The following is a 22,467-nucleotide window of genomic DNA, read 5'->3' as shown; positions in this document are numbered from 1 at the left end:
CCCCCGACCCCCAACCGAATTCGATCCAGAAGGACACCAGCGATGTCATTCACCGCCCAAGACGTGAAGGCCCTGCGCGAGAGCACCGGCGCCGGCATGATGGACTGCAAGAAGGCCCTCCAGGAGAACGACGGCGACATGGAAGCCGCCAAGCAGTTCCTCCGTGAGAAGGGGCTCGCGGCGAGCGCCAAGCGCGACGACCGCGACAACAACCAGGGCCTCGTGGCGATCAAGGTCGACGGCAACGTCGGCGCGATCGTCCAGCTCAAGAGCGAGACCGACTTCGTCGCCGGCTCCGATCAGTTCAAGGACGAGGCCGATGCCCTCGTCGACCTGGTCATGGCCAAGGGCGCCGACGCGATCGCCGAGCGTTCCGCCGAGCTCGAAGAGCTGAAGATCACGCTCAAGGAGAAGATCGAGCTGGGCGACGTCGTCCAGTTCGCCGCCGCCGACGGCAACACCATCGGTCACTACGAGCACGTCCAGGGTGGCCGTGGCGTCAACGGTGTCCTGGTCGAGATGTCGGGTGCGTCCGACGAGCTCGCCCACGACGTCGCCGTCCACATCGCCTTCGCCCGTCCGAAGTACCTGACGCGCGACGAGGTCCCGGCCGACGTGGTCGAGGCCGAGCGTGCCACGCTCGAGCAGATCACGATCAACGAGGGCAAGCCCGAGCAGGCCGTGCCGAAGATCGTCGAGGGTCGCCTCAACGGCTTCTTCAAGGACATCTGCCTCCTCGAGCAGCCGTACGCCAAGGACGACAAGCAGAGCGTCCAGCAGATCATCGGCGACGCGTCGATCATCCGCTTCCACCAAACCGAAATCGGCTGACGCAACGTCTGAGCGATCGAACCGAAACGACCGGCCCTTCGGGGCCGGTCGTTTCGCGTCCGGGCGACGAGACGTATCCGACCCCATTCGTTCGGTGATGGGGGAGTGGGGGGCTGCGTCTGACAGACTGGGGGCTTGTGAGTGCTGAGACGTCCGGGTCCGAAGTTCGATGGAAACGGATCGTGTTCAAGCCGTCCGGCGAGGCGCTCGCCGGACCATCCGGCAAGGGCCTCGACGGAGCGACGCTCGACCACACCGCCGATGACATCATCGAGCTCCGCCAGGGTCTCGGCGTCGACGTCGCGGTCGTGGTCGGTGGCGGCAACTGGTGGCGCGGCCGAACCGGATCGCTCGAGGGCATGGACGCCACCCAGTCCGATCACATCGGCATGCTCGGCACCGTGATGAACGCGCTGGCCCTCCAGGACGCGCTCGAGCGCAAGGGGCAGCCGACGCGGGTGCAGTCGGCGATCGAGATGCCCCGGATCGCCGAGGCGTACATTCGCCGTCGTGCGGTCCGCCACCTCGAGAAGGGCCGGGTCGTCATCTTCGCCGCCGGTACCGGCAACCCGTTCTTCACCACCGACACCGCCGCCGCGCTGCGCGCCGCCGAGATCGAAGCCGACGCGCTCGTCAAAGGCACCCACTCCGGCGTCGACGGCGTCTACGACGCCGACCCGCGCACGAACCCCGACGCGAAGAAGTACGAGACGGTCGGCTACTCCGAGGTCATCTCCAAAGAACTCAAGGTGATGGATGCCACCGCCGTGACGTTCTGCAAGGAGAACGGGATCCCGATCGTGGTGTTCGACATGTCGGCGCCGGGAGCACTCCGCCAGATCCTGACCGGTGGTCAGGTCGGCACCATCGTCCAGTAGCGGCGATTATCCGCGGTCGGACGGCCGCAGCGTGCAACACTTCCTGGTCGTGGGGGCGGCGGACGTCCCCGACTTGGGAGGTAGTGCAATGAGCCTGTTGGCATCATCGAGCGATTCCGCCGGCGCGGGGTTCATCATCGTCATCTATCTGGCGTTGATCGTCCTCGGCATCGTCGGATTCTGGAAGGTCTTCACGAAGGCCGGCGAAGAGGGATGGAAGTCGATCATCCCGTTCTACAACGTGTACACGTTGCTGAAGATCGTGGGTCGGCCCGGCTGGTGGCTGATCCTGTTCTTCATCCCGTTCGTCAACTTCATCATCTGGATCATCGTGGCGCTCGACCTCGCCAAGAGCTTCGGGAAGGGCACCGGCTTCGGCGTGGGCCTGATCTTCCTCGGCTTCATCTTCATGCTGATCCTCGGCTTCGGCGACGCTCGCTACGTCGGCCCGGGTGGCACCCCGGCCCAGATGGGCTCGCCCCCGCCGCCGCCACCGATGCCGGGTTCGACGCCGCCGCCGCCTCCGCCGCCGTCGGCCTGATCGCGACTGCTGCGATCGCTTCATGCGGGGCATCTCCCGCACGAGGCGATCGCAGGGTTACGCTGGGCTCGTGACCGAAGAAACCCTGCTCGATGCCATGGACAAGATGGACAAGGCCGTCGAGCACGTCCAGACACAGTTCTCCACCATTCGCACCGGTCGAGCCGCTCCCGCACTGGTCGAGCGACTCAGCGTCGAGTACTACGGCGCCCCGGTGCCGCTGCAGCAGCTCGCTGCCATCCAGGTGCCCGAGGCCCGGATGCTGATGGTGAAGCCCCACGACCGCAACTCGCTCGGCGCCATCGAGAAGGCGATCCGCGACAGCGACCTCGGCGTGGCACCCAACAACGACGGTGTGGTGATCCGTCTCAACTTCCCCCCACTCACCGAAGAGCGTCGCCGCGACTACGTCAAGGTCGTCAAGAACATGGCCGAGGACGGACGCATCGCCGTTCGCAACCTGCGGCGCGACGCACGCAAGACGCTCGAGGGGTTCCAGAACGACGGCGAGATCTCCGAAGACGAGCTCGACCGTGCCGAGAAAGAACTCGAGAAGATCACCCACGAGCACGTCGACAAGATCGACGCCGCGCTCGGACGCAAGGAAGCAGAGCTGCTCGAGGTCTGATCGGCCGGCTGCCGCACCAGCGGCGCGCCGATCAGCACGACGAGCCAACACGCAACAGGGGAAAGGACACCGATGAGTGACGACCAGTGGCGCGAGCGACGCCGCGACGAGGACGACTTCAGCGAGTACGGGTCACTGTTCGACGACGCCGAGCCGACCCAGAACATGGCCGAGCTGCCCGCTGACGAACCGATCTCGTTCGGCGACAGCGACACCGGGACGTTGCCGCACTGGACCGAGCCCCCGACGGGCGAGATCCCGCGTTTCGACGCGACGGGTGGCACCGAAGCAGCCGAACACGACGAGGAACTCGACGTGTGGTCGTCGTTCTCGTCCGACGCGCCGGTCTGGAAAGACGACACACCGCTGCCCGACACGCCGGCCGCCGATCCGTCCGGCGAGGTGACGGCGCAGCGTCGGGTCACCGACGCCCGCGACACCGGCCGTCAGCCGGCCGTCGAACCGCCCGTCTCCGGACAGAACCGCCGCGTGACGGGGGAGTCCGAGGCGATCGCTCCCGAGCCGAGCCGCATCACGATCGGCACCGACCCGTCGGGCATGCCGAGGCGCCCACCCGATACGGGGCGCCGACGTCGTGGCGGCCCACCGCCCGCTGCTGCTCGCCCGTCCGCAGGCGCGCCCCCGTCGTCGGGTCGCGACATGCCGACTGCGATCGCCGTCGGACTCGTCCTCGCCGCAGCGTTCGTCGGAGCGCTCATGTGGGACACGCGTGCTGCGGCAGCACTGATCGTGCTGGTGCTCGGTCTCGCCGCGGTCGAGTTCTACGACAAGGTTGCCGAGAAGGGGTACCGTCCGGCGCTGGTGCCGGGTGTGCTCACCTGTGTCGCCGCGCCGATCGCGTCGTACTGGCTCGGGGTCGGCACCCTGCCGCTGGTGCTGGCGTTCGGATTCATGGCCACCTCGGCGAGCTTCGTCGGAGCCCGCAGCGTCGAAGCCGGTCCGATGCCGAATGCGTCGATCACGACGCTCGGCATCATCTGGATCGGCCTGCTCGGTTCCTTCGCGATCCTCATCCTCCGACTCTCGACCCGCGACTTCAGCGCCCTGTCGTCGTTCGAGATGGGCCGCGCCGAGCACCGCGGGACCGACACCTTGTTCCTCCTCGCCCTCGGTGTCGTGGCCAACGACGTCGGTGCGCTGTTCATCGGATCGGCGGCCGGTCGGACGCCGCTGCGGCGTTGGATCAGCCCCAACAAGACGGTCGAGGGCCTCGTCGGAGGCGCCTTCTTCACGATCATGGTGCTCATGTTCGTCGGCATCTCCGACAGCAGCGACACCTGGTCGTCGACCTGGGACCTGTTCATGCTGGCCCTCGTCATCGCCATCCTCGCCCCGATGGGCGACCTGGTCGAGAGCATGTTCAAGCGCAACCTCGACGTGAAGGACTTCGGCACGATCGTCAAGGGCCACGGTGGTGTGCTCGACCGGTTCGACGGGTTCCTGTTCGTGTTGCCGGGCGTCTACTACCTGACGCTGGTGCTCGAGCCATGGACCGAGTTCGTCCCGTCCTGACCGGGCGACGGTTCTCATGACACCCGTCCGGGTGGCGATCGCCGGCTCGTCCGGCTCGATCGGAACGCAGACGCTCGACGTCGTGCGGGCCGAAGGTGCCGACCGTTACGAGGTCGTGGCGCTCAGCGTCGGCGCATCGGCGTCGACGGTGATCGAGCAGGCGCTCGAGTTCCGCCCGCAGGTCGTCGTGGTCGGCGATGAGGCCGCACGGGCCGAGGTGACTGCCGCACTGGCCGACACGTCGATCGAGGTGTCCTCCGACCCGACGGCACTCATCGAACCCGCCGACGTCGTCATCAACGGTGTGGTCGGGTTCGCCGGGCTCCCGGTCACCATCGAGACCCTGCGAGCCGGCAAACGACTCGGCCTCGCCAACAAGGAGAGCCTGATCGCCGCCGGACCGGTCGTGCAACCGCTCCGGGCGACGCCGGGTGCCGAGCTGGTGCCCGTCGACTCGGAGCACTGCGCGATCCACCAGTGCCTGCGTTCCTCGGTCGGCTTCGAGCACGGCCATCGCGAGGTCGGCCGGATCGTCCTCACCGCGAGCGGTGGGCCGTTCCGTGGTCGCACGCTCGACGAACTCGCCGACGTGACACGCGACCAGGCGCTCGCTCATCCCACGTGGGCGATGGGGCCGAAGATCACGATCGACTCGAGCACCCTCATGAACAAGGGTCTCGAGGTGATCGAGGCGCACGAGCTGTTCGGCGTCGACTACGACGACATCGACGTGGTGGTGCACCCGCAGTCGGTCGTCCACTCGATGGTCGAGTTCACCGACGGTTCCACCATCGCGCAACTGTCGATGCCCGACATGAAGCTGCCGATCGGGTACGCGCTCGGATATCCCGACCGGATCGGGACGCCGTTCGGCCGGATCGACTGGACGACGCTGTCCCGACTCGACTTCGAACCGCCCGACACGACGACCTTCCGGTGCCTCGGCCTCGCCTACGAGGCGGGACGCGTCGGAGGTACCGCGCCGGCGTGGTTGAGCGCCGCCAACGAGGTCGCGGTCGACGCATTCCTTGAGAACCGGCTGAGATGGTCGGAGATCGCCGACGTCGCCGCTGCGGTCCTCGACACCCATGACGGTGCCGTGCCGGATACCGTGGGCGACGTGATCGACGCCGACGCAGCGGCCCGACGGCGGGCCGAGGCGGCGATCGGAGCGATGTCTCGAACATGACGACCGACCAGCAGCTGCCCCCACCGCCACCGCTGCCTCCTCCCGAGGCACCGGCGCCGCGCCAGCACGGACGACTCGCGAGCGAGGTCATGGCCGGCGGTTCGGTCGTCGAGAAGGACGACGACGAACTCGTCGGCGGGTGGCGTGGAGCGCTCGGGATCGCCCTGGTCGTCGGGCTGATCGGGTCGCTGGCGCTGTTCAGCATCTGGTGGTTCGTGTTCGCCGTCGGGCTGCTGATCGCGATCTTCCTGCACGAGGTCGGCCACTTCGTCACGGCCCGTTGGACGGGCATGAAGGCGACCCAGTTCTTCGTCGGTTTCGGACCACGCCTCTGGAGCTTCCGCCGCGGTGAGACCGAGTACGGCATCCGGGCGATCCCCGCCGGAGCGTTCGTGCGGATCATCGGCATGAACTCGATGGACGAGGTCGACCCCGAAGACGAAGACCGCACCTACCGGTCGAAGAGCTATCCGCGCCGCATGCTCGTCATCTCGGCGGGCTCGCTCATGCACATGCTCATCGCGATCGTGCTCCTGTTCGGCGTCTACGCGATCGACGGCGAACTCGAACAACGCGACGGTGCCGAGATCGCACAGGTCGTCGCGGGCACGCCGGCCATGGAGGCCGGGCTGCTCGAGGGCGACATCGTGGTGTCGATCGACGGCGAGACCGTCACCGGCTCGGCCGACCTGGGTCGCATCGTCCAGTCGAACGAGCCCGCCGACATCGTGGCGTTCGAGGTACTGCGCGACGGTGAGATGATCGTCATCCCGGTCGGGCTGGGGGCCAACACCGACGAGGACTCGCCACTGTTCGGCAAGCCGTACGTCGGGGTCGCCTCGGGCGGGTACTACGAAACGATCGAGCACAACATCCCGTCGGCGGCGGCCAACGCCGTCACCGACATCATCCCGGTGTCGTGGGAGATGACCAAGGGTGCCGTCAAGGTGCTCAACCCGATCAACATCTTCACCCACCTCGCCGGCACCAACGACGACCTCGAGACCCGCCCGACGACGCTCGTCGGCGTCACCGCCATCAGCGACGACGTCGGTGAGAGCGAGGGCATCATCGGCATCATGTATCTGTTCGCGGTCCTCAACGTGTTCGTCGGCGTGTTCAACATGTTCCCGCTGCTCCCGCTCGACGGTGGGCACGCTGCGATCGCCACCTACGAGCGCATCCGCGAGGGTCGAAGCGGCAAGCGCTACTACGCCGACGTCGCCAAGCTGATGCCGTTCGCGATGGCCGTCATGGTCCTCCTCCTCGGCCTCTTCACCGCCGGCCTCTACCTCGACACGTTCAACCCGTTGTAGCCGAGCAAGCGGGTCAGGTCCGCGGGTCAGGTGCCAGAGGTGACGGGTGAGGCGCAGCCGAACCCGTTACCGGCGGTCACCTGACTCCGGGATCCTGGGGTTGACCAAGTGGCTCGAGTGCTCGGGTTCGCGCACCCGCCCCGGGTCAGGTGATCTCCGGTAACGGCTCGTTCCTCGCCGTCACCTGCGACACCTGACCCGACTCGCCGTCACCTGCGACACCTGACCCGACTCGCCGTCACCTGCGACACCTGACCCGACTCGCGTCACCTGCGACACCTGACCCGGGGTGGCCCGGGATAGCGTGGAACCTGCATGGACGTCAACGAGTGGAAGACCGAGCGACGGACGACGCGACAGATCTCGGTGGGCGACGTGCCCGTCGGGGGAATGGCCCCGGTCACCGTCCAGTCGATGACGACGACCAAGACCGCCGACGTCGAGGGCACCCTGCAGCAGATCTACGCCCTGGCGGCGTCCGGCTGCGACATCGTGCGCTGTACCTGCAACGAGCTCGAGGCGGCCGAAGGCCTCGCCCAGATCGTCCCGCGCTCGCCGATCCCGGTCATCGCCGACATCCACCACCAGTACAAGATGGCGCTCGCCGCCATGGAAGCCGGTGTGCACGGACTCCGCCTGAACCCGGGCAACATCCGCAAGCCCGAGCACATCAAGGCCGTGGCGAGCGAAGCCCGCGATCGCAACCTGCCGATCCGCATCGGTGTCAACGCCGGTTCGCTCGACCCGAAGCTCTACGAGAAGTACGGCGGCGCGACGCCCGAGGCGATGGTCGAGTCGGCGCAGCAGGAGATCGCCTACTTCCACGACGTCGACTTCGATCTGATCAAGATCTCGGTGAAGGCGTCGAGCGTGCCGCTCATGGTCGAGGCGTACCGCCAACTCGCCGACGTCACCGACTACCCGCTCCACCTCGGCGTCACCGAGGCCGGCCCGCCGCCGGCCGGTCTGGTCAAGGCGACAGCCGGGATCGCCACCCTGCTCATGGAGGGCATCGGCGACACGATCCGCTACTCGCTCACCGCCGACCCGGTCGAGGAGGCCAAAGCCGGCCGACAGCTCCTCGAGGCGCTCGGCCTGCGTGAACGCAAGAACGTCGATCTGATCGCCTGCCCGTCGTGCGGACGGGCCGAGGTCGACGTGATCGAGGTCGCGAACAAGGCGATGGAGGCATTCGGCGAGCGCAAGCTGCCGTTGCAGGTCGCCGTCATGGGGTGCGTCGTCAACGGTCCGGGTGAGGCGCGCGAGGCCGATCTCGGCATCGCGGCGGGCAACAAGCGTGGCCACCTGTTCGTCAAGGGCCGAAACATCGCCGTCGTCCCCGAAGACGAGATGGTCGACGCGCTCGTCGAGTGGGCCGAGTTCATCAACGAGCACGGCATCGAGGCCGCGATCGACAAGGCCGACACCGAGAAGGCCGCTCGGGAGGCGGCCAAGGACCGGTCGGCGCTGCTCGAGGAACAGGGCGACGACGCGAACCACTCGACCGAGAAGATCGTCGAGATCCGCAAGACCGCGTCGAACTGACGGCTCCGACAGCGGGTGGCAGGCGTCGGGCTGCCAACATCTCGGGCATGACGCCACGCGAGGTGCTGCAAGCCATCAAACAACCCACCGGCGACATCGGTGCGGTGTTCTACTTCCATCCGGCCACGCTCGAGCGCGGCAAGGAACTCGGTCTCGACGGGTTCCGCTTCTACTTCCTCGGGCGTGGCGGCGTCCTGGGCGACGTCGAGGCCGGCGTCGTCCAGAGTGCGTTCGGCTACTTCAACCCCGACCTGCTCGCCAAGATGTGGAACACCGGCAAGGAGAAGGTTCCGCCGCGTGACGCCGCCCGGGCCTATATCGAGTGCTGCCACGAGGTCGGTCGGAAGGCGTTCGAGGGCATCGACGGACTCGACGCCTACGTGGAGGCTGCCACTGCGGTGATCGACGCCGTCGACGGCGGCGCGCTGACCCTGTTCGCCGGCGTGCGCGCCGAGCCCGTGCCGAGTGACACCGCCGGTGCGGCGATCCACCAGGCCATGGTGCTGCGCGAGCTACGCGGCAGCGCTCACCTCGCCGCCATCGCCGCGGTCGGCGTGTCGACTCGAGTGGCCCACGCGATCAAGCGGCCGGACGACCTCGCGATGTTCGGCTACGAGGAGCCGCCCGCCGTCACCGACGCCGACCGTGCGGCTCTCGAGCGTGCCGAACAGATCACCGACGACATCCTCGAGCCGGCGTTCGCCGTCCTGAGCGACGAGCAGGGCGAGGCACTCGTCGCCGCCACGACGGCGATGCACGCCGCCCTCACCGGCTGAGTCATGGCCGACGCCGCATCGCTCGCTACCGAGGCCGGTGCGGTGGTCGAACGGGATCGCCTCGCCGCCGTGGTGGCGGTCCACCAGCGCGGTGTCCGGGTCGGAGCGACGGCGGGTGGCCTCGCGGACCGACGCTGGGCGATCGCCAACACGGTCGACACCCGCTTCCAACTGGCGAGCGGCACGAAGGGGGTCACCGCGCTCGTCGTGCTGTCGCTCGTCGCGGACGGGGTGCTCGCGCTCGACCAGCCCGTGCGGACGCTGCTCGGTGACGATCTCGCGGCGATCGACGACCGAGTGACGGTCGAGCACCTGCTGTCGCACCGGTCCGGTATCGGCGACTATCTCGACGAGGAACAGCTCGGCGACGTCTCCGACTACATCATGACGGTGCCCGTGCACCGACTCGAGTCGGTCGAGGCCTACCGAGAGGTGCTCGACGGGTTCGCTCAGGTCTCCGAGCCGGGGGAGCGCTTCGCCTACAACAACAGCGGCTTCGTCGTCCTGGCGCTGATCGCGGAGCGGGCGGCCGGGGCGTCGTTCGCCGAGCTCGTCGACCGCCGTGTGTGCGAACCGGCCGGACTCACCGCGACGCGGTTCGAGCGCAACGACGCGCTGCCCGGCGGGGTCGCGGTGGGCTACCTCGATGAGACCGGTCTGCGGACGAACGCGCTGCACCTCCCGCTCCTCGGTGCCGGCGACGGCGGTCTCACCTCGTCGGTCGACGACGTCGACCGACTGTGGCGGGCGGTCGTGCGGGGCGCGGTGGTGCCCGCCGAGCTGGTCGCCTCGATGACGACGCCGCGGTCGACGACGCCGTCGGGCGACCGGTACGGGCTGGGTCTGTGGTTCGCGCCGACGTCGGGCGTGCTCGCGCTGGAGGGGATGGACGCGGGCATCTCGTTCCGTTCGTTGCACGACCCCGACCGGGATCTCACCGCCACGGTCGTGTCGAACACGAGCCGCGGCGCCTGGCCCGTCGCACGGGTCCTCGACGACGCCCTCTGGCACTGAGGGCCCCGGTCTCCGGCCGGCATGTCGAGACGGGTGCTCGTCAGAGCGGCACGACGACGAACGTGTCGGCGGTGACGGTGCTGGTGTCGCCGGGGGCGAGGTACCAGGTGCCGCCCGCCAGGTCGACGGCGAGCTCGTGTCCGGTGGCGGTGTGGGTGGTGCCTGCCGCGAGCCGACGAAGGGTGACGCCTGCGGCCGGGAGCTCGTACTCGTCGCCGCGAGGGAGCACCGGATCGTCGAGTGGGGTCGGGTCGACCACGGCCAGGAGGTCGTCGATGTCGACGTGCTTCACCGTGAGGCCACCGCGGATCACGTTGTCGCTGTTGCCCATCAGCTCGATACCGGCACCGCTCAGGTAGCCGTGCAGGTTGCCGGCGTCGAGCCGGACGCACTCCCCGGGTTCGAGTTCGACCAGGTTGAGGAGCAGCGACGCCGCCACGCTGGCCTCGCCCGGGTACATCGCGTCGAGTCGACGTGCCCATCGCACCTCGATCCGGTCGCTCGACGAGGCTCGACATGCTTCGATCGTCGGGGCCGGGTCGATCGTGCCGCGGTAGAGGCCGTCGAGTGCGGCGCCCGGACCGTCGCCGGTGACGACGTCGGCGAGGGCGTCGGCACCGATGCCGCGGAGGAGGTCGGTCGTCGCGTCGACCGGCCGGATCCCGCAGAACGCCTCGAACGGTGTGAGCGCACACAGCAGCTCCGGCTTCGGGTTGGGGTCGGGGTAGTCGCCCCGTTCGAACCCGGCTCGAGCCTGTTCGCTGTTCGGGTGGGTCTGGAGCGAGAGCGGCCCACCGGCGGCCAGCACCTTGAGGAGGTACGGCAGCTCACCGGTCAGGTCGACGAGCGGCGATCCGTCGGCGAACGTCGTCGGTCCGTTGGGGTGTGTGCCGAGCCACAGCTCGGCCCACGGGCGCCCGTCGGGCTCGGTGCCGATCAGCTCCGGGATGAAGGTGGGGTCACCCCACGCGTAGTGCTGGACGACGCCGTTCACCGCTCGCATACCGTCGAATCTAGGTGAGCCGCTCCGGCGTGACGACCGTTCCGCGACGATCGACACGAACGTTTGATCTTGCACAGACCCGACCGACAGACTCGACCATCATGTGGGAACCGATCCGACTCCGGGTACGTCCAACTCCTATGCGACGAATCCACCCCACCCGTGCAACCGCACTCATCGTCCCCGCCGCACTGGCGTTCACACTCGCCGCGTGTGGCGACGACAGCGAACCCGCCGCCGACGAGCCGATCGACACCGTCGTCGACACGACGGTCCCGCCGACGACGCCCGCGACGACGGCCTCGCCCACGGCTCCTCCCACGACAGTGGCCGACGGCTACGAACACCCGACCGGCGCCGACGAGGTCGTCGTGTCGATCGCCTACGAGGGCGGCTTCATGACGATGGAGGCGACGTTCGCCCAGTTGCCGTCACTGCTCGTCACCGGCGACGCCCGCGAGTTCTCGCTCGGTCCGCAGATCGAGATCTACCCCGGACCGCTGCTCCCGAATGTCCAGCTCGCCGATATCGGCGAGGCCGGTATCCAGGAGCTGTTGGCGCTCGCCGACGAACACGGCCTGCTCCAGGATCGGGAGTACGACGCCGACACCAACGTCGCCGATGCGTCCGACACCGTCGTGACGATCAGCGCCAATGGCGAGACGTATGTGCATCGCGCCTATGCACTCGGCCTCGGCGGCGGCCCCGGGATGACCGAGGAGACCGGCGACCGTGCCGAACTGCAGGCGTTCGTCGATGCGGCGATGATGACGCTCGGCACCTCGGAGACCGAGGCGTTCGAGGCAGAGACGTACCTGGTTCGATCGTTCCCGATCGACGACGTCAGTGGCTACGAGATCGAACCGACGATCGTCGAGTGGTCGGTCGACGGCGTCGACCTCGCTGCGGCGAGCGACTGTGTCGAGATCCCGGCCGACCAGGTCGCCGATCTGTTCGTCGACGCCAACCAGCTCACCTTCTTCGAGCAGGACGGCACCACCTACCAGCTCGCCGTCAAGCCCCAGCTCCCCGGCGACTCCTGCTGACCCGACCCCACAGCGAAGGCGTGAACAAACTGCGGAATAGTTCCGCAGTTTGTTCACGCCTTCGAGAGTCAGGTGAGGCCGAGTTCGGCGGCTCTCGCCATCACGGTGTCGTGTTCGGCGCCGACGGTGGTCGAGTCGCCGTGACCCGTGTGCACCACGGTCTCGGGCGGCAGCGACAGCAGCTTCGAGATGATCGACCGCAGGATGGTCGGCTCGTCGCTGTAGCTGCGGCCCGTGGCTCCCGGCCCACCGCAGAACAAGGTGTCGCCGGAGAAGACCATCCCGGCGTCGACGTCGTGGAAGCAGCAGCAGCCGGGGGAGTGACCCGGCGTGTGCACGACGCCCAGGTGGTGCCCGGCCACGTCGATCGTCGAACCTGGCGTGATCTCGCCGTCGGGGGAGTGATCCGGCCACACGACGTCCCACAGCATGCGGTCGTCGGGGTGGATCAGGATCGGCGCGTCGACCGCGTCGCGCAGCGGGACGGCCGCGTTGATGTGGTCGTTGTGGCCGTGGGTGAGGACGATCGCCTTCACCGTGCGGCCGTTGATGCCGTCGACGATCGGTTGATGATCGTGGGCGGCGTCGAAGACGATCACCTCGCGGTCGTCACCGACGAGCCAGATGTTGTTCGTGACCTCCCACTCGCCGCCGTCGAGCGCGAAGACGCCGTCGGTCGTGACCAGTTCGACCGGCATCAGACGTCACCCCTCATGGCAGCACCACGACACTGCGGAGGACGTCGCCGGCTTCCATCTTGTGGAACGCCTCCTCGACGTCGTCGATCGAGATCGTCTCACTGACGAACCGGTCGAGGTCGAGCCGACCCTGCTGGTAGAGATCGATCAGCATCGGGAAGTCACGGCTCGGCAGGCAGTCGCCGTACCACGACGACTTGAGCGCTCCGCCGCGACCGAACACCTCGATGAACGGCAGCTCGATCTTCATCTCGGGGTTCGGGACGCCGACGAGCACGACGGTGCCGGCGAGGTCGCGGGCGAAGAACGCCTGCTCGTAGACCTTCGGATTGCCGACCGCTTCGATGCAGACGTCGGCGCCGTTGCCGTCGGTGACGGACCGGATGTACTCGACCGGGTCGGTCGAGCCGGCGTTGCAGGTGTGGGTCGCCCCGAAGTCCTTCGCCCACTCCAGCTTCTGGTCGTCGAGGTCGACGGCGATGATCTTCGAGGCGCCGGCGAGGTGGGCGCCGGCGATCGCAGCGTCGCCCACGCCGCCGCAGCCGAACACGGCGACCGAGTCGCCACGGCCGACACCGCCGGTGTTGATCGCCGCGCCGATGCCGGCCATCACACCACAGCCGAGCAGGCCGGCGGCGGTGGCGGGGGCTTCCGGGTCGACCGGCGTGCACTGGCCGGAGTGGACGAGCGTCTTCTCGATGAAGGCGCCGATGCCGAGTGCCGGCGACAGCTCGGTGCCGTCTTCCAGGGTCATCTTCTGCTCGGCGTTGTGGGTGTTGAAGCAATACTGCGGCTTGCCCTTCAGGCACGCACGGCAGTCGCCGCACACGGCACGCCAGTTGAGGATGACGTAGTCGCCGGGTGCGACGTTCGTGACGCCCTCACCGACGGCTTCGACCGTGCCGGCTGCCTCGTGGCCGAGCAGGAACGGGAACTCGTCGTTGATCCCGCCCTCGCGGTAGTGCAGGTCGGTGTGGCAGACGCCGCAGGCTTGGATCTTGACGACGGCCTCACCCGGGCCCGGGTCGGGGACGACGATGTTCTCGATGGTGACCGGCTCGCCCTTGGCCCGCGCCACGACTCCACGTACGACTTGTGACATGCCGCCGAACGTAACACGCACGTTCTCGTCGCACCCCGAGTAGGAATCACTCCCACACCGAGATCGGTCACCGAGCCGCGGGACGCAGCGAAACGGCAGCGAAACATCCGGGGCCGGCATTGTGGATGTGGATGCGATCGACACCGTCGGCGCGGAAGCCGGCGCCCAGCGCCTCGGCCAGATCGGCTCCGTCGACGACGGTGCTCCACCGCATCATGCTTCCGGCGTCGAACCCTCGGAGGGAGAGCCGTCGTGTCGTCAGCTGCCGGGGAAACGCGTCGGAATCGACCTTGGCACTGCAGTCGTCTCGATGCAGATAGATCGGGCCACGGCCCCGGTACGGGGAGTCCGCGTCGTCGGGGAACGGGTCGTAGGAGACGAGGACGAGCGCATCCCCGACGTCGGCGTCGCGCAGGCACTGGCGACACGGGAAGCCGGGCGAGACATCCGCCTCGACCACGACTCCGCCGCTGCGACGGAGACGGTCGGCGGTCGTTCGGTCGAGGGGGAGGGCGCGAATCGTGGTGACCATGCCCCCGAACGTACGGAGCGGACGTACGCCGTGCTGGCGGGCTTCGGACGCAGCGTTCGGCGCCCGCCGTTCAGAACAGGCGGAGTTCGTCGGGGGCCATGCCGCGAAGCTGGTCGTAGTCGACCTCGACCCACGTGAAGCCGCGGCTCTCGGCCAGCACCTTCGCCTGGGGCTTGATCGACTGGGCGACGAACACGCCACGTATGTCGCCGAGCGACGAGTCGAGCTCGAGTCGCTCGATGTATCGGGCCAGCTGTTCGACGCCGTCGATCTCGCCACGACGCTTGACCTCGACCGCCACGGTGGTTCCCTCCGGGTCCTTGCAGACCAGGTCGATCGGCCCGATCGCCGTCGGGTACTCGCGTCGCACCAGCGTGAGGCCGTCCTCGATCGACTCCGGCGTCGCGGCCAGGAGCTCTTGGAGGTGCGCCTCGACGCCGTCCTTCTGCAGCCCCGGGTCGTCACCCAGCTCGTGGGCGGTGTCGGAGATCACCTCGTGGAGGGTGATCGTGAGGGTCTCGTTCTTCGGATTGGTGACCACCCACTGGACCGGATCATCGTCGGTGATCTCGACCAGCTTGTTCGGGGCGTTCATCCAGTTCAGCGGCTTGTAGGCGCCGCCGTCGGCGTGGATGGCGACGCAGCCGTCGGCCTTGACCATGATCAGCCGGTTGGCTTCGGGCAGGTGGGCGGCGAGACGGCCGGCGTAGTCGACCGAGCAGCGGGCGATGACGAGACGCACGGCGCCCGACCCTACCGGCCACGACATGACCCTCGACCGCCCCCCGAGCCGGACTCCTGGTGGATTTAATCGCCTGGGTGTCCGGGGGTGGACGCCTGGTGGATTTAATCGCCTGGGTGTCCGGGGGTGGACGCCTGGTGGATTTAACCGCCTGGGTGTCCGGGGGCAATGGCGGCGGGCCCGGGTCGGGCCGGTTGCGGTGCGGTGTCTCGCCGTCAGGGGCGGGTCGAACGCATTCGCTTCTGGATCAGCTCGCGGCGCTCTTGGAGCTCGCGATACGTGAGGCTGCTCACGTGGTTCTCCACACCGAAGCCGGCCTTCACGCCCTCGAAGTCGAACTCGACGGCGGCGGCGTCGATGCCGAGCTCGGTCGCCAGTCGCTCGCCGTGGCGGGTGGCGAAGTACATCGAGATGCTGGTGATCTCGGCCAGCAAATCGAGGTCGGGGGCAAGGCGTGCGATCGCACCGTCGAGGAACACCATGTTCTTGACGTAGAGCATGAGCTCTTTGGGAAGCTTGGCGCCGTAGCTCAGGAGCGCCTTGACGACGCGCTGCACCTCCTTCACCATCTCCTCGCCGGTCAGCGTCGTCGGGTCGATGGTGGGCTGATCGAGTCCGATGTCGCGGATGACGGCGGCGAGGTCGGTGTCGGGCGGAAGGGCGCCGAGATCGCGCAGCGCCGCCATCTGGCTGTTCAGGTCGTTCGTGGTCGCGCCGAGCATCAGCCGCAGGAACGCCATGCGTCGCTCGCGGGAGAGTCGGGCGACGATGCCGAAGTCGAGCAGTGCGGTGCGGCCGTCGGGGAGGACGAACAGGTTGCCGCCGTGCAGGTCGCCGTGGAAGATCCCGTGGATCATGGCGCCCTCCATGAAGGCGATCATCCCGGTTCGGACCACGGCCTCGGTGTCGATGCCGGCGTCCTTCATCCCGGCGACGTCGTCGAAGTTGAATCCCGCCAGCCGCTCCATGACCAGCACGCGGCGTGTGACCCACTCGGGGTGCGGGCGAGGGACGACGTACTCGGTCTGCTCGAGATCGTGGAGCACGCGGGCAATGTCGAGCATGTTGGCGGCCTCGAGCCGGAAGTCGAGTTCCTCGACGATCGTCTCGGCGAACAGTTCGACGAGCGCCGGTGGGTTGGCGAGCGCCGAGACCGGGATGCGGCCGACGAGGTGCGGGGCGAGCCAGGCCATGGTCGACAGGTCGCGGTGGACGAACTCGCCGACGGTCGGGCGCTGCACCTTCACCACGACGTCCTCGCCGGTGCGGAGGCGCGCGGCGTGGACCTGGGCGATCGACGCTGCTGCGAGCGGTTCGGGGTCGATGTACTCGAAGATCTCGTCGGCGGCGTCGCCGAAGTCTTCTGCGATCGTGCGCCGCACCACTTCGAACGGCTCGGCGGGGACCTGGTCGCGGCACTTCTTGAACTCGTCGACGAGTTCGGCCGGGAACAGGCCCTCGCCGGACGAGATGATCTGACCGAGCTTGATGTAGCTCGGTCCGAGGTGCTCGGCGGCGACCCGAAGCCGGTGCGACAGGTCGGCTCGTGAGGCTTCCTGGCTGCCGTAGCGGCGCAGCTTGCGCTTGGCGAACCACGGGGCGAGCGCCTGGATCAGCCGGCCGCTGACGGTGGCGATCCGCCAGCCCGGCGGGAAGCGTCGCTGCCGTGTCAGCTCGGGCACACGCTCGTTCGCAGCCAATCGGAGGCCCTCGACGACGGGCAACCACTTGACGTCGTCGGGGTCGATCACCCAGGGCGGCGTCTCCGTGAAGGCACCCCAGTCGCGGTCGGTCGAGGCTGACATGTTCCCATTCAACCGGCGCGCAGCCCGGACCCTTCCCGAACCCGCCCGACTTCTCGGTGGCGTCGGTTGCGCATGCCGCAACAGAAATCACCGAGATCCTGGGTGCGGTGTGCCGGGTCGCGGGTTCTCGGTGGTGTTGGTTGCGCATGCCGCAACAGAAATCACCGAGATCGGGGTCGGTGTGCCGGGTCGCGGGTTCTCGGCGGCGTTGGTTGCGCATGCCGCAACCGGATCCACCGAGATCGTGGGTGCGGTCAGAAGCGGGGAGGACGCTTGTCTCGCAGGGCGGCGACGCCTTCGCGGTACTCGGCGGTGCGCATCGCCTCGTCGAGCAGACGCTTCGAGTCGGCGACCGATGCGGCCGAGTCGTGGCGGTGCAGGTCGTGGGCGATCTGCGCCTTGGTGACCGAGACGGCGGTCGGGCCCGTCGTGGTGACGAGCAGGCGGGCGTAGTCGAGCGCCGCGGCCAGTGCTCCCTCGCCGTCGTCGGCAACGCCGTTCCACAGTCCCCACGACTCGGTGTCGGCCACGGTGACGATCCGACCCGAGAGCAGCAGATCGTTCGCCCGGGTGACGCCGACGACACGGGGGAGGATCCAGCTCAGCCCGTACTCGGCCGGCAGGCCGAGCTTCGGTGCGGCGGTCGTGAACTTGGCGTTCGCCGCACCGAACCGGAGATCGCAGAACAACACGAGTGCCAAACCGACGCCGGCGACGGCGCCGTTGACGGCGGCGATGATCGGGGTCCGGAAGCCGAGCATCCAGGCGAAGTCGTCGTCGAACTCCGGCCGGACGCCGACGCCGGGCCGTGCCGGTTCGGCAGGGAGGCCGGTGTCGTAGCCGCCCTTGTCGGCGTGGCCGGCGAGGGCGTCGCTGTCGCCGCCGACGCAGAATGCCGGAGGCGTCCCGGTGACGACGACGACCCGCACGTCGTCGTCGGCTTCGAGCTCGGCCATCGTCGCCCGGAACTCGGTGTGCATGCGGCCGGTCCAGGCGTTGTGGCGGTGCGGCCGGTGGAGCCACACGGTGGCGACGTGGTCGGAAATCTCGTGACGGATGGTGGGTGTCGACATGTGGCTGGGTGTGGGGGAGTGGGCGTCAGGCGGGCAGACGGAAGTCGTCGCCCCACAATGCTCGCAGAGCCGGCTCGGCCAGCTCGGGTCGGCAGATCAGTAGGTCGGGGAGCCACGGATCGCGTTCGTTGTACACCAGTGGGCTGCCGTCGATCCGGCTCGTGAAGAACCCGGCGGCTCGGGCCACGGCGACGGGTGCCGCTGAGTCCCACTGGTACATGCCGCCGTCGTGCACGTAGAGATCGGCCTCGCCCAGCACGACCGCCATCGCCTTGGCGCCGGCCGACCCGAGTCGGACGGCGTCGGCCTCGAGCGCGTTCGCCACCAGCACGGCGGCGTACGGGGCCCGGTACCGCGACGTGATGATGCGAGGCTTGTCGCGGCCGGTGTCGGGCATCGGCGGCGCCGGGTCGGTCGCGAAGACCAGCCCGGCGGCCGGGAGCGAGACGGCGCCGGCGCCGAAACGGCCGTGTTCCCAGAGGGCGACGTGTACGGCCCAGTCGTGTCGGCCGGGCTCGCCGTACTCGCGTGTGCCGTCGAGGGGGTCGATGATCCAGACGCGGTCGGCGCCGAACCGGCGTGGGTCTTCGCGTCCCTCCTCGTCGAGCACGGGATCGTCGGGACGGAGCCGGCTCAGTTCGTCGGCGATGAACCGGTGACCGAGCGCGTCGCCCGAGTCCATGACCTCCCAGTACGCGGCACCCATCGAGAAGAGTTCGTCGCGCAGCTCGACCAGTTGGCGGCCCGTTTCGACCGCGAGTCGGGTCGCGAGCTCGGCGTCGGTCTCGGTGGTCATGCCCGGCCCAGTATGTCGGCTCTGGACACGCGGGCCGCCCGATGCGAACATGTGTTCGTATGAACGGATCGACGGTCACCGTGGCGTCGGAGGGGTCGGCGTCGATCCTGCACGCCGACCTGGATTCGTTCTACGCCTCGGTCGAGCAACGCGATCGTCCCGAGCTGCTCGGCAAGCCGGTGATCGTCGGTGGCGGCATCGTGCTCGCCGCCAGCTACGAGGCCAAGCGCCGTGGGGTGTACACGCCGATGCCCGAGCACCGGGCCCGGCGGCTCTGTCCCGACGCGATCGTGGTGTCGCCGCGTTTCGATGCGTACACCGAGGCGAGCCGGCGGGTCTTCGAGATCTTCGACGACACCACGCCGCTGGTCGAGGGCATGTCGATCGACGAGGCGTTCCTCGACGTGCGGGGACTGCTGCGCACCGCCGGCACGCCGGCCGAAATCGCCGCCCGGCTGCGCCAGCGCGTGGCTGCGGAGGTCGGTCTGCCGATCACGGTCGGTGTCGCACGCACCAAGTTCCTGGCCAAGGTGGCGAGTGGCGTCGCCAAGCCCGATGGGTTGCTCGTCGTCGACCCGGCCCGCGAAACGGAGTTCCTCCATCCGCTACCCGTCGGCAAGCTGTGGGGCGTCGGGCCGATCACCGAGCGCAAGCTCAACGACCGCGGGCTGGTCACGGTCGCCGACGTCGCCGCCGTCGCCGAGGAGCACCTCGTCGCGATGGTCGGCGCTGCGGCAGGTCGCCATCTCCACGCGCTGGCGAACCACCGCGACCCTCGCCGGGTCGACACCGGGCGACGGCGCGGATCGATCGGCTCGCAGCAGGCGCTCGGCCGGGGTCCGAAGTCGTTCGACACGATCGAGGCACTCCTGCTCGGCATCGTCGACCGTGTCACCCGGCGGATGCGCACCGCCGAGCGGGTCGGCCGCACGGTGACGGTGCGGTTCCGCTTCGGCGACTTCGAGCGCGCCACCCGCGCCCGATCGCTCCCGCACCCGACATCGGCGACCGAGCCGGTCGCCGCCGTGGCGATGTCGGTCTTGCGCGAGCACCGCTCGATGATCGAGCAGCGAGGTCTCACCCTGATCGGGCTGTCGGTCGGGAACCTGCGGAACGGCAGCGAGGGTGTCGAGCAGCTCGTGTTGCCGTTCGGTCGGAAGGACACGAGCGGTCTCGACTCGACCGTCGACGACCTCCGCCGACGGTTCGGACACGCCGCGCTGACCCGTGCCTCGCTGGTGCACCAGCGAGGCGGCTTCGAGACCCCGAAGCTGCCCGACTGACGGGCGGCCACGGGCGATCACCGACGGTGGCCGCCGGCCGAGGACGCCATACCACTCGAGATTGCCGGATCCCGATCGGGTGAACCATGCGGCTTCAGGTGTCGATATGCGTGGCTGAGGCCGCGGGACAATACGCCGACCTCGCTCTGCACCGGCCCGCACGTCAAGCGGAGCGGTCTCGCCGCCCGGGTGCTAGGTGGCGCATTGTGGGCAGTGGTCACTGCGACGAGCAGACGTACCGTTCGCCGTACCGGTTCCGAGACGTGTGCTTTGGAAACAGCATGGAGAGGTGTCGGGCGATCCTGACTGTCCGACGCCCGCGTCGCAGAACCTGGGCCGGTCCGCCTCCCTGCTCGTCATGACAGCGAGCGTCAGGTGGCGTCTGGGTTCTGAACGAAGCGCAAGAGGTAGCCATCCGGGTCTTGTACGAGAAACTCGTACGCGACGTGGACCGTGTCGTCTTCTCGGTACTCAGTCCGCAGGAGATCCCGGAAGAGCGGAAGACCTGCTTCGGTGACGCGCGCGTGGAGGCGCTCGACGTCATCGACCTCGATCTGCAGGTTGATCCCTCGACCGAACGGTCGCTCGAGCAAAGCGGTTTCCCACGATGACTGGTGACGCTCTTCCAGCATCACCTGTGCATCGCCGAGTTCGAGGTAAGCGAAGCGGTCCTCCTCTCGTCGGAATCGACAGGAGAACCCGAGGACGCCGGTCCAGAAGTGCATCGAGACGTCGAGGTCGGAGCAGGACAGCTCAGGAACGAGAGCTGCCCAAGATGCCTCCACCAGGCCCAGGCTAGAACTGAACCGATCCGCAGCGACACGGCACCCGGCGGCTGACTCGCCCGCCCGATATCGCCTGTCGACACGAGGACAACTTCCCCGAGCAGTTCGGCACGTATCGGGCGGCTCCGAGGTCCAGAGCGCGAGATGCGTGGCCACACAGCGTCGTCGCCGTCGACCGCCGCAAGCGGGGGACGTCAGTCGGCGAGTTGGGTGTTGAGGCGTTCGACCGATTCGATGAACTCCTCGATCATCTCGTAGACGACACGGGCGGCCGGCTTCGACTCGTTCATCGTGCCGACGACCTGGCCCACGAAGTAGTTCGCCAGACGATTGGCGCCGGTGCCCTCGTGGTGGGCGGCGCGGTCAATGCGCCGGATGGCGTCGTCGACCAGCATCGGCTGGAGCGGCATCCCGAGCGGATCGGGGGTGTCGGCTCGGTCCCACTCCTCGGTCCATGCGGTCACCAGCTGGCGGGCGTGCTTGCCCGTGCGCGACCGGGAGCGCACCGTGTCGGCCGAGGTCGCGGCCAGGAACTTCTCCTTCACCGCCGGGTGCGTCTCCGCCTCGTCGGTGGTCAGCCACACCGATCCACACCACACGCCCTGCGCGCCGAGGGCCATCGCGGCCGCCATCTGGCGGCCCCGACCGATGCCGCCGGCACCGAGCACCGCGGCCGCGTCGCCGACGGCGTCGACGATCTCGGGGATCAGGACCATGGTGCCGATCTCGCCCGTGTGGCCACCCGCCTCGGATCCCTGCGCGATGATCACGTCGACGCCGGCGTTCACGTGCCGCTCGGCGTGCTGGGCCGCACCGGCCAGGGCGCCGACCTTGCGGCCCTCCTCCCGCACCCGCTCGATCATGTGGGCCGGCGGCGGCCCGAGCGCGTTGACCACCAGGGCCGGGCGATGGGCGAGCGCGATCTCGAGCTGCGGGTCGGCACGGTTCGCGGAGAACGGGGCGGCGCCGTCGGAGCCGAGCAGGCCGCGCCCGCTGCGCTCGTCGTCGGGCAGCTCGGGAACCTCGTAGCGCCGGAGGATGTCGTCGACGAACGCCCGGTGCTCGTCGGGGATCATCGCCACGAGGTCGGCCAGGTCCATGCCACCTGCATCGTCGCCTGCGTACTTGGCCGGAACGATCAGGTCGACGCCGTAGGGCCGATCGCCGATCTCGTCCTCGATCCACGCGAGATCGATCTCGAGCTGGCTGTCGCTGTGGGCGACGGCGCCCAGCACGCCCATACCGCCCGCCTTCGACACGGCGGCGACGACGTCGCGGCAGTGACTGAAGGCGAGGATCGGAACGTCGACGCCGAACATCTCGGTGATCGCAGTCTTCATGGCCGGAGTCT

The 22,467-nt window shown here is 68.6% G+C and carries 22 protein-coding genes; 12 read left to right on the top strand and 10 right to left on the bottom strand.

Annotated elements, in window-relative coordinates; translation table 11 throughout:
• The first annotated feature begins 42 nt into the window (after window positions 1-42).
• The 10 genes from tsf (at window position 43) to BDK89_RS12825 (ending at window position 10,251) form a co-directional block, all read left to right on the top strand.
• Window positions 43-831 (top strand): translation elongation factor Ts, encoded by a 789-nt coding sequence (gene tsf, locus BDK89_RS12870; RefSeq protein ID WP_133869325.1) that lies wholly within the window; start codon window positions 43-45, stop codon window positions 829-831.
• A gap of 182 nt (window positions 832-1,013) precedes the next feature.
• Window positions 1,014-1,709, top strand: a complete 696-nt coding sequence (pyrH, locus tag BDK89_RS12865) for a UMP kinase (RefSeq protein WP_243839161.1) — start codon at window positions 1,014-1,016, stop codon at window positions 1,707-1,709.
• Window positions 1,710-1,797: 88 nt separating this feature from the next.
• Entirely contained in the window at window positions 1,798-2,250 is a 453-nt protein-coding gene (locus BDK89_RS12860) for a DUF5684 domain-containing protein (protein ID WP_208294066.1), read from the top strand.
• A 70-nt stretch (window positions 2,251-2,320) separates the two neighbouring features.
• On the top strand, window positions 2,321-2,878 hold the full coding sequence (gene frr, locus BDK89_RS12855) for a ribosome recycling factor (RefSeq protein WP_133869323.1): 558 nt from the start codon (window positions 2,321-2,323) through the stop codon (window positions 2,876-2,878).
• 72 nt (window positions 2,879-2,950) lie between these two features.
• A complete protein-coding gene (locus tag BDK89_RS12850) occupies window positions 2,951-4,411 on the top strand; it encodes a phosphatidate cytidylyltransferase (protein ID WP_133869322.1) in 1,461 nt (486 codons plus the stop codon).
• A 16-nt stretch (window positions 4,412-4,427) separates the two neighbouring features.
• The gene (gene dxr, locus BDK89_RS12845; protein ID WP_133869321.1) at window positions 4,428-5,600 is read left to right on the top strand and encodes a 1-deoxy-D-xylulose-5-phosphate reductoisomerase; all 1,173 of its coding nucleotides are present in this window, start codon (window positions 4,428-4,430) and stop codon (window positions 5,598-5,600) included.
• The gene (locus tag BDK89_RS12840; protein ID WP_133869320.1) at window positions 5,597-6,916 is read left to right on the top strand and encodes a M50 family metallopeptidase; all 1,320 of its coding nucleotides are present in this window, start codon (window positions 5,597-5,599) and stop codon (window positions 6,914-6,916) included. Before dxr ends, BDK89_RS12840 begins: the two co-directional genes overlap by 4 nt.
• A gap of 315 nt (window positions 6,917-7,231) precedes the next feature.
• On the top strand, window positions 7,232-8,461 hold the full coding sequence (gene ispG / locus BDK89_RS12835) for a flavodoxin-dependent (E)-4-hydroxy-3-methylbut-2-enyl-diphosphate synthase (protein ID WP_133869319.1): 1,230 nt from the start codon (window positions 7,232-7,234) through the stop codon (window positions 8,459-8,461).
• A gap of 47 nt (window positions 8,462-8,508) precedes the next feature.
• Entirely contained in the window at window positions 8,509-9,237 is a 729-nt protein-coding gene (locus BDK89_RS12830; RefSeq protein ID WP_133869318.1) for an SCO6745 family protein, read from the top strand.
• A gap of 3 nt (window positions 9,238-9,240) precedes the next feature.
• On the top strand, window positions 9,241-10,251 hold the full coding sequence (locus BDK89_RS12825; protein WP_133869317.1) for a serine hydrolase domain-containing protein: 1,011 nt from the start codon (window positions 9,241-9,243) through the stop codon (window positions 10,249-10,251).
• Between the two features lie 40 nt (window positions 10,252-10,291).
• Here BDK89_RS12825 and manA read toward each other — a convergent pair whose 3' ends face one another.
• Window positions 10,292-11,254 (bottom strand): mannose-6-phosphate isomerase, class I, encoded by a 963-nt coding sequence (manA, locus tag BDK89_RS12820; RefSeq protein WP_133869316.1) that lies wholly within the window; start codon window positions 11,252-11,254, stop codon window positions 10,292-10,294.
• Between the two features lie 140 nt (window positions 11,255-11,394).
• Between manA and BDK89_RS12815 the strand changes: the two genes are divergently transcribed.
• Window positions 11,395-12,300, top strand: a complete 906-nt coding sequence (locus BDK89_RS12815; protein ID WP_133869315.1) for a hypothetical protein — start codon at window positions 11,395-11,397, stop codon at window positions 12,298-12,300.
• A gap of 68 nt (window positions 12,301-12,368) precedes the next feature.
• Here the strand turns inward: BDK89_RS12815 and BDK89_RS12810 are convergent, their stop codons facing one another.
• From BDK89_RS12810 to BDK89_RS12780, 7 genes are all read right to left on the bottom strand, one after another.
• Window positions 12,369-12,998, bottom strand: a complete 630-nt coding sequence (locus BDK89_RS12810) for an MBL fold metallo-hydrolase (protein WP_133869314.1) — start codon at window positions 12,996-12,998, stop codon at window positions 12,369-12,371.
• A gap of 13 nt (window positions 12,999-13,011) precedes the next feature.
• Window positions 13,012-14,100 carry an S-(hydroxymethyl)mycothiol dehydrogenase gene (locus BDK89_RS12805; protein WP_133869313.1) on the bottom strand — a complete coding sequence of 363 codons (1,089 nt, stop codon included), beginning with the start codon at window positions 14,098-14,100 and terminating at the stop codon, window positions 13,012-13,014.
• A gap of 67 nt (window positions 14,101-14,167) precedes the next feature.
• On the bottom strand, window positions 14,168-14,632 hold the full coding sequence (locus BDK89_RS12800; RefSeq protein WP_133869312.1) for a DUF1203 domain-containing protein: 465 nt from the start codon (window positions 14,630-14,632) through the stop codon (window positions 14,168-14,170).
• A gap of 70 nt (window positions 14,633-14,702) precedes the next feature.
• A complete protein-coding gene (gene nucS, locus BDK89_RS12795; RefSeq protein ID WP_133869311.1) occupies window positions 14,703-15,374 on the bottom strand; it encodes an endonuclease NucS in 672 nt (223 codons plus the stop codon).
• Window positions 15,375-15,589: 215 nt separating this feature from the next.
• A complete protein-coding gene (locus BDK89_RS12790) occupies window positions 15,590-17,179 on the bottom strand; it encodes an ABC1 kinase family protein (protein ID WP_133869310.1) in 1,590 nt (529 codons plus the stop codon).
• A gap of 254 nt (window positions 17,180-17,433) precedes the next feature.
• Window positions 17,434-18,252 (bottom strand): enoyl-CoA hydratase-related protein, encoded by an 819-nt coding sequence (locus BDK89_RS12785; protein WP_133869309.1) that lies wholly within the window; start codon window positions 18,250-18,252, stop codon window positions 17,434-17,436.
• A gap of 25 nt (window positions 18,253-18,277) precedes the next feature.
• Window positions 18,278-19,048 carry a 3'(2'),5'-bisphosphate nucleotidase CysQ gene (locus BDK89_RS12780; protein ID WP_133869308.1) on the bottom strand — a complete coding sequence of 257 codons (771 nt, stop codon included), beginning with the start codon at window positions 19,046-19,048 and terminating at the stop codon, window positions 18,278-18,280.
• Between the two features lie 59 nt (window positions 19,049-19,107).
• Here BDK89_RS12780 and dinB point away from each other — a divergent pair, with 59 nt between their 5' ends.
• The gene (dinB, locus tag BDK89_RS12775) at window positions 19,108-20,331 is read left to right on the top strand and encodes a DNA polymerase IV (RefSeq protein WP_133869307.1); all 1,224 of its coding nucleotides are present in this window, start codon (window positions 19,108-19,110) and stop codon (window positions 20,329-20,331) included.
• Window positions 20,332-20,702: 371 nt separating this feature from the next.
• Here dinB and BDK89_RS12770 read toward each other — a convergent pair whose 3' ends face one another.
• Window positions 20,703-21,272 (bottom strand): bleomycin resistance protein, encoded by a 570-nt coding sequence (locus BDK89_RS12770; RefSeq protein ID WP_208294065.1) that lies wholly within the window; start codon window positions 21,270-21,272, stop codon window positions 20,703-20,705.
• A gap of 38 nt (window positions 21,273-21,310) precedes the next feature.
• Window positions 21,311-22,456, bottom strand: a complete 1,146-nt coding sequence (locus BDK89_RS12765; protein WP_133869306.1) for a nitronate monooxygenase — start codon at window positions 22,454-22,456, stop codon at window positions 21,311-21,313.
• Window positions 22,457-22,467 lie beyond the last annotated feature (11 nt).

The sequence above is a fragment of the Ilumatobacter fluminis genome (genome assembly GCF_004364865.1).
Lineage (GTDB): Bacteria > Actinomycetota > Acidimicrobiia > Acidimicrobiales > Ilumatobacteraceae > Ilumatobacter > Ilumatobacter fluminis.
Note: the sequence above shows the minus strand (reverse complement) of the source record. Positions and strands in the feature narration are given on the sequence as shown.